Source organism: Qipengyuania aquimaris (assembly GCF_020171965.1).
GTDB lineage: Bacteria > Pseudomonadota > Alphaproteobacteria > Sphingomonadales > Sphingomonadaceae > Qipengyuania > Qipengyuania aquimaris_A.
Genome location: NZ_JAIUZK010000001.1, coordinates 865,469 through 877,244, shown reverse-complemented (window position 1 = coordinate 877,244; position 11,776 = coordinate 865,469). Strand labels below are relative to the sequence as shown.

Below are 11,776 nucleotides of genomic sequence, written 5' to 3'. Positions count from 1 at the left end.
ACCCGTCCAAAGGCCGGAAAATTCTGTTCTTGTCGTAGGGGCGGCACGGCTCCGCCGTTGCCCGGAATCGCATGATTCACGGGCATCCCCCCACTTGACCGTCGATGTAAATGGCCTGGGCTGTCCCCCCCAGGCAGAACCATTTGATAGGTCGCAGACGGGATGAGTCGCAAGGGGGATAACTGCAAAAAATCTGAAATAAACTTGTTGACTCGCGCAAGGCCGCAGACCGCCGTTCAAACCCCTGTTTTTCCGTCGATATGCTCGTCCGGCAAAGGCGAATCGTTGGAAACGCTCACTTTTGGTCGAGGCGCCCGCGAAAGGCTCTCACGCAAATCCGTTGCTCGACCCCAGATGTGTCAAAGGGGCCGACACCTGTGGCGTCGACCCCTTTGTCAATTTCGTGCCCGGCGTTGCCGCCGGAGCCGCGAATCAGAGCGCAGCGACGCGCTTCGAAAGACGGCTCAGCTTACGCGAGGCCGTGTTCTTGTGCAGAACGCCGCGAGCAACGCCGCGAGCCATTTCGGGCTGGGCTGCCTGGAGGGCGGTCTTGGCGGCATCCTTGTCGCCAGCTTCGCAGGCCGTTTCGACCTTCTTCACGAAGTTGCGGATGCGGCTCATGCGCGCACCGTTGATTTCGGCGCGGCGTTCGTTGCGGCGGATGCGCTTTTTGGCTTGCGGCGTATTGGCCATGTCTGTCCTCGGTCGGGCCGCATCAAACTTGCGGCGGAAATCTGTTTGGTCGTGTCGAAAGAGGCGGATGCCCCGCCGGAAAGCGGCGCACTTAGCGGCGGGTGTCCGAATCGTCAAGCAAATCGTCCAGCCCAACGCGACACGGCATCGCATCGAAGCGAGGAACCGCGTGCACCGCCTCCTGTTGCTCCTATATGGGTAGGGTATGCGAAAGGACAATATGTGACCGACAAGCTGATCAAGAGCGATGCCGAATGGCGCGAAGAGCTCACGCCCGAACAATATCACATCCTCAGGGAGAAGGGCACGGAGCGCGCCTTCACCGGCAAATACGACAAGAACGCTCAGGAAGGCGAATACCACTGCGCGGCGTGCGGCCAGCTCTTGTTCGAAAGCGACGAGAAATACGACAGCGGCTGCGGCTGGCCGGCCTTCACCGCTCCGGCAGATGATACCGCCGTCGAAGAGCATCGCGATACGAGCCACGGCATGATCCGCACGGAAGTGGTGTGCTCCAATTGCGAGGGCCACCTTGGCCATGTCTTCCCCGACGGCCCGGGCGAAACAGGCCTGCGCTATTGCATCAACTCGGCTGCGCTGGACTTCGAACCGGAAGAGTGATCGTAAATGCGTGCAAAGAACCGTGCGTTCAGCCGGGGTTGAGGCTCGCCATGCGAAATTGCGGCATCTATAAGGCACGGCTTGCCGCATGAGGGAATTTTCGACGGATGGATAAACGAGGCAGCCGGCGCAAGAGGGCAACGCGCGCAGAGCGGGCGAAACGTGCCGAGGCCGATGGCCGCAACCCGCCGAGCCGGTTCTGGCGCTGGATCAAGCGGCTGTTCCTCTGGGGTGCCGTCGCCGCTGTCCTCGGCGCTGTATTCCTCGCTATCGCCGTCGGATTCGCCGCGCGATCGCTGCCAAGCTATTACCAGCTGAAGGCGACCCAGAACGCGCAGACGATCGTCGTGCGTGCACGCGACGGCACGGAGATCGTCGAGCTCGGGCCCAGCTACGGCAAGTGGCTGTCGTCCGACGAAATCCCGCAGGTCATGAAGGATGCGATGATTTCGGTCGAGGACCGGCGTTTCTATTCGCATCCCGGCGTCGACCCTTACGGCCTGACACGTGCCGTCTATGTCTGGGCGACCGGGCAGAACCGGCTGGGCGCGACATCGACCATCACGCAACAGCTGGCCCGCAACGTCTTCCTCAATTCCAATCGCACGATCGACCGCAAACTGCGTGAAGCGGTCCTGGCGATGGCGCTGGAATGGAAGTTCTCGAAGGAGCAGATCCTCGAGCTCTATCTCAACAAGGTCTATTTCGGCGGCGGCGCCTACGGCATCGATTCCGCGAGCCGGAAATTCTTCAGCCACCCGGCAAGTGAACTGTCGGTGGCCGAGGCCGCGATCATCGCCGGTCTCGTAAAAGCCCCAAGCCGCTATTCGCCCACCGCAGACGTCGATGCTGCGGTCGGGCGCGCCAGCGTCGTCCTGCGCCTGATGCGCGAGCAGGGACGCATCACGGCAGACGAGGCCCGCGTGGATGTTTCGGCCGTCAATCTGAAGGAAGAGGTGGGGCAGAACTCCGTCCGCTACTTCACCGACTGGGCGCTCCCGCAGCTCGACCTGCTGCTCCCGGAGACCTTCGAGCCGATCGAGGTCTGGACCACGCTCGATGTCGGCATGCAGCGCGCCGCAACCGCAGCAGTGCAGGCGAACGTGCCCGAAGGCACGCAGGGCGCGCTGGTTAGCCTCGACCGCGACGGTGCCATCCTGGCGCTTGTCGGCGGCACCGATTACGTCGAGACCAATTACAATCGCGCGACCAATGCGCTGCGCCAGCCCGGATCGAGCTGGAAGCTGTTCGTCTATCTCGCAGCGCTGGAAGCAGGCTACACGCCCGACGACCGCGTGGTGGATACGCCGGTGAAGATCGGCGACTGGAGCCCGCGCAATTCGAACGGGCGCAATATCGGCGAAACCGACCTGCGCACATCCTTCGCCTATTCGGTGAACACGGTGGCGGCGCAGCTCGGCAACGAGGTCGGTTTCGGATCGGTCGCCTCCATGGCGCGCCGGTTCGGCATCACCACGCCGATCAACACCTATCCCGCCATGGTGCTGGGATCGAACGAGGTTCGCCTGATCGACATGACCCGCGCCTTTGCGGCCATTTCGGCAAAGGGCGCCTCGGTCGAACCCTATGGTATCGTCAAGGTGACGACGGCGGATGGCGAGAAGCTCTACGAACACAAGCAGGCCCGCAGCTCGCAGCTCGTGCCCGACCATGTCGCGGCCGGCATCACCGACCTGCTTCAGGCCGCCGTCCAGACCGGCACCGGCCGCGCCGCGCAGATCGGGCGGCCCGTGGCGGGCAAGACGGGTACCACCAGTTCCAACAAGGACGGCTATTTCGTCGGCTTCTCGTCCGGCATCACGACCGGGGTCTGGATGGGCCGGGACGACAACCGTCGAGTGGGCGGCTTGCAAGGTGGCCGGGCGCCTGCACAGGCGTTCTCGGCCTATATGCGCTATGCCGTGAAAGACCGTCCGGTCGAGGAATTCGACACCGACCTCAAGCTTCCCGACTGGCAGATCGAGGAGGATGACGAATACTTCTTCGGCGATCCGGAAGACTATTACTACATCGACGAGCAGGGTAACCTGATCGAGCCGGGCCGCCAGCCGGCGGGTCCCGAGGGACAGTTGCCGTTCCCGGTAGAGGGCGAAGGCATGCCGCAGCAGCAGCCGCAAATGCAGCCCCAGCCGCGCCCGCAACCTACCGACCCGACGCGGCCCCCTCTACGCGAGCAGCCAGCCACCGGGCGCGGTGCCGACGGTGCACCGCAGGCCATCGGCGACGACTTCCTTGACCGGGCGACGGGTCGGAACCAGCCGCGCCAGCAAAGCGACAGGCCCCGCCAGTAGCCGGGTAGGTCGAAGGGAAAGAAAAAGGCCCTCCCGGCGCGAACCGGAAGGGCCTTTTTCTTTGGCTGCGTCCTCGGCCTTAGCGGCTGAGGCGGACAGCTACATACTGGGCCGGACGACCGCGGCGCTGGACGCGCAGTAGAACTGCTTCGCGATTCTCTGCCTGTGCCGTGCGGACCGCGCCTTCAAGATCGGCAACGGTGGTGACCGCACGATAGTTGGCGCTCAGGATGATGTCCCCGCGCTGCAGGCCTTTGCGGGCTGCGTCGGAGTTCTGGTTCACCGCCGCGATAACGAGACCGTCGGTATCCGCGCCTGCACCAAGCTGGCGGGCGATCTGCGGCGTGATTTCCAGCACCTGGAGACCCAGGCGATCCTCGATGATCTCGCTGTCGGCAGGTCCCATGTCTTCTTCGGGCTCTGCATCGGGATCGAACATCTGGCTCTGGCGAAGCTCTTCTTCGCTGGGGCGCTTGCCGACCGTAACGTTGAGACGGCGACGTTCACCCTCGCGGAAGATTTCGAGCGGGATGGTCGTGCCCGGCGCGATATTCGCCACGAGATAGGACAGGGTCTGGTCGGGCGTCACTGCACGGTTGTTGACCGACAGGACGATATCGCCCGGTTCCAGTCCGGCCTCCTCGGCAGGCTGGCCCGGCTGGACCGACTGCACGAATTCGCCGCGATTGCGCTGCAGACCGAGCGATGCTGCCACGTCTTCGGTCACCGGCTGGATCTGGATGCCCAGATAACCGCGCTCGATCTCCACGCCTTCGCGCAGTTTCGCAACGATAGGCGCTGCGGTCTCTGCCGGGATGGCGAAACCGATGCCCACGCTGCCGCCGGACGGCGAATAGATGGCGTTGTTGATGCCGATCACATTGCCCTGCATGTCGAACAGCGGACCGCCCGAGTTGCCGCGATTGATCGCTGCGTCGGTCTGGATGTAGCGGTCGTAAGCGCCCGCGCCGGTGTTGCGCAGCACGCTGGAGACGATGCCGCTGGTAACCGTTCCGCCGAGGCCGAAGGGGTTGCCGATCGCGACCACCCAGTCACCCACTCGGGCCTGGCTGGAATCGCCGAAACGGACGAAGGGGAAATCTTCGCGACGGTTCACCTTCAGCACGGCAAGGTCCGACTGCGCGTCGGTGCCGACCAGTTCGGCTTCGTATTCGCTGCCGTCGGGCAGGGTCACCGTGATCTCTTCAACCGTGCCGCGGCCCGAGGGGCTGACGACGTGGTTGTTGGTGACGACATAACCGTCGGCCGAGATGAAGAAGCCCGAACCCAGCGACTGGCCTTCACGATACTGAGGTTCACGCTGCTGGCCACCGTTGCGGCGGTTGAACAGGTCTTCGAAGGGAGTGCCGGCGAAAGGATTGCCGTTATTCGTCGGCACCTCGATCCGCTGGCGGGTCGAGATGTTGACCACGGCGGGCTGCAATTGCTCGGTCAGGTCGGCAAAGCTTGCCGGCGCTCCGGCACGCGGCACGACATTGGACATGCGCATGTCGTCGTTCTGCGCGACCTGGGCACCTGCGGGATAGCCTGCGAGCGAAAGGGCTGCGCCTCCGGCAAGCAGGGCGGCGGTTACGGAATAGGCATATCGCACTGGCTTCACGTCCTTCATTTCCTCTTCGATATTATCTGCGCGCGGCACGCATCTCTTCTATGCGGTCCCGCGCCTGCGGTTCCGGAAAGAAGAGAGTGCAAAGGGGCGCTGAATGCCCCTTGAACGCCGCACGGGCGGTTCGACGAACGGTCAACGCCGTCCGCGGAACTGCCTCAGATACTCATTGTCCGGCGACAGGATGATGCTGCTTTCCGCATCGCCGTTCTCGGGTGCGAAGGTAGCATCATAGCTCTGCATGGCGCGGTAGAAGTCGTAGAACTGTGCATCCTTGCCGAAGGCTTCGGCATAGATCCGCGCGCTTTCGGCGTCCGCTTCGGCGCGAATGATCCGCGCATCCCGGCCACCCTGTGCACGAATGGTGCGCGCTTCACGCTCACGGTCCGATTCCATGCGGCGGAATGCGGATTGCAGCGGCGCGTCGGGCAGGTCGGTGCGAGTGATCTTCACGTCCACTACCTCGGCACCGTACTGGCGTGCCTGGCGGTCGAGATTAGCGGTCACATTCGCCAGCGCACTGCCGCGCTCTGCGGTCAGCATGGACTGGAAGGTGCGGCGACCGAGTTCCTGACGCAGGACCGAGTTGAGGATCGGCTGGAGCGCATTGCGCACCCCGTCGGTCGATCCGGCACGTTCGACCATGGTCACCGGGTCGGTGATGCGGAAGCGCGCGTAAGCGTTGACGAGCAAGCGTTGCTGGTCGTTCGAGAGCACTTCCTCGTCGCTCATCTCGAGGTCGAGCAGGCGCTTCTCGATGCGCACGACGCGGTCGATGAAGGGCACGCGGAAGTAAAGCCCCGCGCCGGTGTTGCCATTGGGCGTATTGACCACGCCGACGGGCTCACCGGTCCTGACGATGACGACCTGTTCTTCTTCAGGCACGACATAGGCGCTCATCAAGAGGCCGACGAGCACGAAGCCGAGGACGACGAGGGTCGCCTTATGATCTTCCCAGATGCGTTGCATGTTCATGGCCATGTTACTGGCCCTCCTGCGCGGTGACAGTCGTGGTCGGGTTCGCCTGCTGGGCACGGCGCCTCAGTTCGGGCAGCGGCAGGTAGGTCTGCACCCCGCCAGTTTCGACCACGGTCTTGTCGGTCTTCGACAACACGCGCTCCATGGTTTCGTAATAGAGACGCTGGCGCGTCACTTCGGGGGCGAGGCGATACTGTTCGTAGACCTTGTCGAAGGCCTCTGCCTCACCTTCTGCCTGTGCCAGCACCTGCTGCGCATAACCGCGCGCCTGGTTGCGCGCCGCGTCGGCGTTCTGTTCGGCGACCTGCACGTCACGGAAGGCATCGACCACCTGTGCGGGCGGGTCGGCCTTTTCGATTTCGACACCCAAGACGCGGACACCGGCTTCATAGCTGTCCAGCGTTCGCTGCATCCGCTCGCGCACATCCTGCTCGATGGCGGCACGGCCCTGGCCCGAGAAAGTCTCGTCCAGTTCCTTTTCCGCAACCGCAGCACGCATGGCGGCTTCGGCGACTTCGTTCACCGTTTCGACCGGATCGACCAGTTCGAACTTGTAGTTTTCGAGGTCCTTGATGTTCCAGCGCACGATGAAGCTGAGGTCGACCAGGTTCTGGTCGCCGGTCAGGATGAGTTTCACCTGCTGGCTACCCTCCGGAACGCGCACGACGCGGACGCCCTGAACGTCTTCCACGTCGACGGTTTCGATCGGGAAGGGGGCGGAGAAGTTAAGGCCCGGCTCCATCGAGCGGGTGTAATTGCCCAATGTCTTGACCACCGCTTGCTGCTGCGGACCGATCAGGTGGACGCTGGTTGCCAGCAGGCCCAGCACGATGATCGCCACCACGGCAATCGGGAACCAACTCTTGCCGCCGGGGCGCTGGGGCATGCGGAAATTGGGGCCCCCGGGACCACCGGTGCGGCGCGGACCTTCGGGGCCGCGGCTCTTGAAGATATCTTCTATATTGGGACCGCGGCGGTCCCCGTCACCGCCTCCGCTGCCTGGCGGGAGCCACGGGTTCTTCGGCCCGTTCGACTTGCCGCCCTTGGGCGCATCGCCATCACCGTCTCCGGATGATCCGCCCTTGGATCCCCAGGGATTCTTGCCACCAGCCATTGCAAGGCCGATCCTTTTTCCAAACCCGTCCATAATTCTCATAAATGTCTTATAGGTAGCCTTTGCGGGAAAAACAGGGGTTGCGGCCTGTAATTCGATGCTACAGCAGCCCCCAGCATGGCGACGAGCGATTTTACCGACAACCTGCCCCCCGAATTTGCCGACCGCGTGAGCGGTGCGACATTGAAGGAAGGGCGCGCGACACTGGTGCTGGATGCCGCAGGGCTGGGCGAGGAACAGCGCGCCGCGCTGGAGCGCGACATCACCCAGCGCCTGACCGCACGCGACGATGTAGAAGAAGTGCGCGTCGTCATGACGGCAGAACGCAGCGCACCGCTGTTGATCGCTGTCGGATCGGGTAAGGGCGGCGTTGGCAAATCCACGCTCACGGCGAACCTCGCCATCGCCTTGGCCCGTCGCGGTACGAAGGTCGGGCTCGTCGATGCCGATATATACGGCCCGTCGCAGCAGGTGATTTTCGGCACTGCCGATGCCAAGCCCGAAGCACGCGACAACAAGCTGGTGCCGGTGGAAAGCCGGTTCGACATCCCGATGCTTTCGATGGGGCATCTGGTCCAGCCGGGCCGCGCGATCGCGTGGCGCGGGCCGATGGTCGGCAATGCTTTGTCGCAGATGATCGACGCGCATTGGGGCGACCGCGAAGTCATCCTGATCGACCTGCCGCCGGGCACGGGCGATGTTCAGCTAACCATGCTGCAGAAATACAAGCCGGCCGGCGCCGTGCTGATTTCGACACCGCAGGATCTCGCGCTGATCGACGCCGCGCGCGCAGGACAGCTGTTCGAGGCGGCCGGGGTTCCGGTTATCGGGCTGGTGGAGAACATGGCAGGATATGCCTGCCCCCATTGCGGCGAGGTATCCGACCCGTTCGGGGCGGGCGGTGTGGAAGCTGCTGCGGAGAGGCTGGAACTGCCGTTCCTTGGTCGCATACCGCTCGACCTTGCGATCAGGCAGGGCAGCGATGCGGGTGATCCCCCGGCTGCCGGAGACACCGAGCTGGCAGCCCCTTTCAACGCAATCGCCGACAGGTTGGCCGAATGGATTTCCGCGAGAAGCTGATCTCTGCCAAGGACCGGGTCAAGTTGCCCGATGTCTCCCGCCGCCAGCTGCTGGTCGGCGGCGCTGCGGCTGGCGGCTTGCTGGTCGCCTGGACGCTCTGGCCGCGAAATTACGCCACCACCCTGGTCCCGGGAGAAGCCGAGGCAGATTTCGGGGGTTGGCTGACCATAGGCCGCGATGGCGTGGTGACGGTCGCTATTCCCCAGCTTGAAATGGGGCAGGGCGTGACCACCCTGCTGGCCCAGATCGCCGCAGTCGAACTGGGCGCGGACTGGCGCCAGGTCGGGGCGGAGCCGGTCATGCCTTCCGGCCTCTTCCCGAACCTGCCGCTGGCCGCGGACTGGGCACACTTGTGGGCGAATTTCCCGTCGCTGGCCGATACGCCCGATGCCTGGCTGGTCGACCGCTTCGCTTCCGCGCAGGCCTTTAACGCGACCGCCGCCGGCACCAGCCTTGCAGCCTACGAAATGCCCCTGCGCATCGCTGCCGCCAGCGCGCGCGACATGCTGGTGCGCGCCGCTGCCGAGCGCTGGGACGTCGTGCCCGAGGAATGCGAGGTTGCAGACGGCTTCGTGCGCCACGCCACCGGAGGCGCGCTGCGGTTCGGCGAACTGGTCGACGAGGCCCGCGAACTCGATCCGCCCGATCCCGCGCCGCTGCGCCCACAAGCAGCGTTCGAACAGCCCGTATTCGGCGAAGCGGATGCGCAGACCAGCTTCCCGCGCATCGACCTGCCCTCCAAGGTCGACGGCAGCCATTTGTTTGCAGGCGACATCCGCCTGCCCGGCATGGTCTTCGCCTCCATCCGGCACGGCCCGGTCGGCCTGCCCGAACTCTTCCGTTTCGACGCCGATGCGGTTGCGGGGATGCGCGGGCTGGTCGGGGTTGTCAAATCGAAGCGCTGGCTGGCCGCCGTCGCGGAAAGCTGGTGGATCGCGGACCAGGCGCTCTCACGGATGCGCGCCCATTTCACCGGTCCCGGCGCACTCGAACAGGCCGTACTCGACACCGATCTCGAACGCGCGTCGGAGCAGCGCGAAGAACTGGCAGAGCGGATCGTCGAAGTCGGCGATCCCGACGCGATGCTGGAAAACGCGCCGTTTGTCCGCCGTTATGAGATAGCGCCTGCGGTCCATGCCCCGCTCGAAACGGCGAGCGCGACGGCTCGCTTTGTCGACGGGCGGCTGGAATTGTGGATGGCCTCGCAGGTGCCCTCGCTGGCGCGCGAGGCGGCTGCAAAGGCGATCGGCATTTCTGCCGAGGACGTTGTGCTTTATCCGGTGGCCGCAGGGGGCAGTTTCGATGCGCGGCTGGAAAAACAGCACGCCATCGAAATCGCCCAGATCGCGGCGGAGATCGGGCGGCCCGTCCAGCTGACATGGTCGAGGGTGCAGGACTTGCAGGCGGTCCCTCCGCGCGCTCCGGCAACGGCGGACATGGCCGCTGTGACAGGCGCGGACGGCCAGCCGCTGGCGTGGCGGGCGCGGATCACGACGCCGCCCTTCATGCGCGAGATGGGACACCGCCTGTTCGACAACCTCGTGCCGGAGGCGGCGCGTGCGGAGAGCCGGGGCGAAGCGGACGCGCTGGCAGTGGCTGGAGGGATGCCGCCCTACGGCATCTCTGACGTCGCAGTCGACCACGTCCCGGCCAGCATTCGCCTTCCCGTCACGCGGATGCGCGGCGGGGCGGAGGCTATGACGGCGTTCTTCACCGAATGCTTCATCGACGAACTGGCTGTCGAAGCAGGACGCGATCCCTTCCTGTATCGCATGGCGTTGCTAGGCGGCGCGCCGCGCATGGCGGAATGCCTGCGCCGTGCGACGAGGCTGGGCGAATGGGACGGCGCGCGCTCGGGTAGCGGGCAGGGCGTGGCCATGGTGCGCATGGGCAACGATCCGCAGACGGCAGGCCATATCGCCTGCGTCGCGCAGGCGGGGATGGGCGCCGGCGGTGCGCGGGTGACAAGACTGTCCGCCACGGTCGACATCGGCAGGATCGTCAATCTCGACATTGCCCGCCAGCAGATCGAGGGCGGACTGGTCTTCGGACTTTCCTTGGCGCTCGGTTCTTCGGTCAGGTTCGAAAACGGCCACCCGGTGCCGCGAAACATGGGGGCGCTGGGCCTGCCGCGCCTTGCCGATTGCCCGGACATAGTGGTCGATTTCATTTCGAGCGATGCGGAACCCTTCGATCCGGGAGAACTTGGTGTAGCCGTGGCGGCGCCCGCCATCGCCAACGCCCTGTTTGCGGCGACCGGCCTGAGGATGCGGCGCCTCCCGTTGTTGTCAGAAGGTTTGTGAGAGGTTCGTTTTGACCTGGCAGGATCAGAAACTTCCCCATGATCATCCGCCCGTGAAATCGGGCAAGGTCGGCGTGCTGGTGGTGAACCTCGGCACCCCCGACGCGCCTGAGAAAGGCCCGGTGAAGCGCTACCTTGCCGAATTCCTGTCGGACCGCCGCGTGGTGGAGATCCCCGTGATCGCCTGGCAGCCTATCCTGCGGGGCATCATCCTCAACACGCGTCCCAAGAAGAGCGCGCATGCCTATTCGCAGGTCTGGACCGAGGATGGCTCTCCGCTCGCGGTAATCACCCGCAAGCAGGCCGAAGCGATGCAGGCGCGGCTGGGCGATGGCGTGATCGTCGACTGGGCCATGCGCTACGGCACGCCGTCGATACCCGAGCGGATACAGGCGCTGATGGACGAGGGATGCGAGCGCATCCTCCTTGCCCCGCTTTACCCGCAATATAGCGGGGCGACGACTGCGACGGTTGTGGACAAGGCTGCGGACAAGCTGCGGGAAATGCGTTGGCAGGCGAGCTTGCGGACCCTGCCGCCCTATCACGACGACCCGGCCTATATCGATGCGCTGGTGGCGGATCTGACCCGCCAGCTGGACGCGCTCGAGTTCGAGCCGGAAGTGCTGTTGCTCAGCTTTCACGGCATGCCGCAGCGCACGCTGGAACTGGGCGATCCCTATCACTGCCATTGCCACAAGACCTCGCGTCTCCTGCAGGAAAAGCTAGCCGGGACGGGCCTTCGTTTCCGCACGACGTTCCAGTCGCGCTTCGGTCCCGCCAAGTGGTTGGAGCCTGCGACGGATGCTGTTCTGGAAGAAGAAGCAAGGGCCGGGACCAAGCGCCTCGCCATCGCGGCGCCGGGCTTTTCGGCCGATTGCCTCGAGACGCTGGAAGAGCTCGCGATCCAGGGCAAGGAGCAGTTTACCGAGGCGGGAGGCGAGCAATTCGCTGCCCTTTCCTGCCTCAATGCGTCGGATGCCGGGCTCGACATGCTGGAGCATATCTTGCGCAGGGAATTGTCGGGCTGGATTTAGGCTGCGCGATTACTT

General features: G+C 64.6%; 9 protein-coding genes. 5 read left to right on the top strand and 4 right to left on the bottom strand.

What is annotated here, in order from left to right:
* Positions 1-432: 432 nt before the first annotated feature.
* On the bottom strand, positions 433-693 hold the full coding sequence (rpsT, locus tag LCM24_RS04230) for a 30S ribosomal protein S20 (protein ID WP_090476377.1): 261 nt from the start codon (positions 691-693) through the stop codon (positions 433-435).
* A 222-nt stretch (positions 694-915) separates the two neighbouring features.
* On the opposite strand from rpsT, the gene msrB reads away from it, so the two are divergent.
* Both msrB and LCM24_RS04220 read left to right on the top strand, forming a co-directional pair.
* Positions 916-1,314: a peptide-methionine (R)-S-oxide reductase MsrB gene (gene msrB / locus LCM24_RS04225; protein ID WP_224802877.1), complete on the top strand. Its 399-nt coding sequence runs from the start codon at positions 916-918 to the stop codon at positions 1,312-1,314.
* A 107-nt stretch (positions 1,315-1,421) separates the two neighbouring features.
* On the top strand, positions 1,422-3,626 hold the full coding sequence (locus LCM24_RS04220; protein WP_224802876.1) for a transglycosylase domain-containing protein: 2,205 nt from the start codon (positions 1,422-1,424) through the stop codon (positions 3,624-3,626).
* Between the two features lie 79 nt (positions 3,627-3,705).
* Here the strand turns inward: LCM24_RS04220 and LCM24_RS04215 are convergent, their stop codons facing one another.
* The 3 genes from LCM24_RS04215 to hflK form a co-directional block, all read right to left on the bottom strand.
* A complete protein-coding gene (locus LCM24_RS04215) occupies positions 3,706-5,256 on the bottom strand; it encodes a Do family serine endopeptidase (protein WP_224803463.1) in 1,551 nt (516 codons plus the stop codon).
* A 132-nt stretch (positions 5,257-5,388) separates the two neighbouring features.
* Positions 5,389-6,222, bottom strand: a complete 834-nt coding sequence (gene hflC / locus LCM24_RS04210; RefSeq protein ID WP_224803462.1) for a protease modulator HflC — start codon at positions 6,220-6,222, stop codon at positions 5,389-5,391.
* Between the two features lie 13 nt (positions 6,223-6,235).
* Positions 6,236-7,345 (bottom strand): protease modulator HflK, encoded by a 1,110-nt coding sequence (gene hflK / locus LCM24_RS04205; protein WP_224802875.1) that lies wholly within the window; start codon positions 7,343-7,345, stop codon positions 6,236-6,238.
* Between the two features lie 312 nt (positions 7,346-7,657).
* Here hflK and LCM24_RS04200 point away from each other — a divergent pair, with 312 nt between their 5' ends.
* Genes LCM24_RS04200 through hemH form a run of 3 tightly spaced genes read left to right on the top strand, consistent with a single transcriptional unit; the run spans position 7,658 to position 11,761 of the window.
* Positions 7,658-8,425 carry an Mrp/NBP35 family ATP-binding protein gene (locus LCM24_RS04200; protein ID WP_224803461.1) on the top strand — a complete coding sequence of 256 codons (768 nt, stop codon included), beginning with the start codon at positions 7,658-7,660 and terminating at the stop codon, positions 8,423-8,425.
* Positions 8,404-10,728, top strand: a complete 2,325-nt coding sequence (locus tag LCM24_RS04195) for a xanthine dehydrogenase family protein molybdopterin-binding subunit (RefSeq protein WP_224802874.1) — start codon at positions 8,404-8,406, stop codon at positions 10,726-10,728. Before LCM24_RS04200 ends, LCM24_RS04195 begins: the two co-directional genes overlap by 22 nt.
* A gap of 10 nt (positions 10,729-10,738) precedes the next feature.
* Entirely contained in the window at positions 10,739-11,761 is a 1,023-nt protein-coding gene (hemH, locus tag LCM24_RS04190) for a ferrochelatase (protein WP_224802873.1), read from the top strand.
* Positions 11,762-11,776: the final 15 nt, after the last annotated feature.

What these genes read in the sequence shown, in the direction of transcription:
- hflC (WP_224803462.1), bottom strand. Translation starts at nt 6,222, where the DNA reads ATGCAACGCATCTGGGAAGATCATAAGGCGACCCTCGTCGTCCTCGGC.
- LCM24_RS04200 (WP_224803461.1), top strand. Translation starts at nt 7,658, where the DNA reads ATGACGGCAGAACGCAGCGCACCGCTGTTGATCGCTGTCGGATCGGGT.
- LCM24_RS04215 (WP_224803463.1), bottom strand. Translation starts at nt 5,256, where the DNA reads ATGAAGGACGTGAAGCCAGTGCGATATGCCTATTCCGTAACCGCCGCC.
- LCM24_RS04195 (WP_224802874.1), top strand. Translation starts at nt 8,404, where the DNA reads ATGGATTTCCGCGAGAAGCTGATCTCTGCCAAGGACCGGGTCAAGTTG.
- LCM24_RS04220 (WP_224802876.1), top strand. Translation starts at nt 1,422, where the DNA reads ATGGATAAACGAGGCAGCCGGCGCAAGAGGGCAACGCGCGCAGAGCGG.
- hflK (WP_224802875.1), bottom strand. Translation starts at nt 7,345, where the DNA reads ATGGCTGGTGGCAAGAATCCCTGGGGATCCAAGGGCGGATCATCCGGA.
- rpsT (WP_090476377.1), bottom strand. Translation starts at nt 693, where the DNA reads ATGGCCAATACGCCGCAAGCCAAAAAGCGCATCCGCCGCAACGAACGC.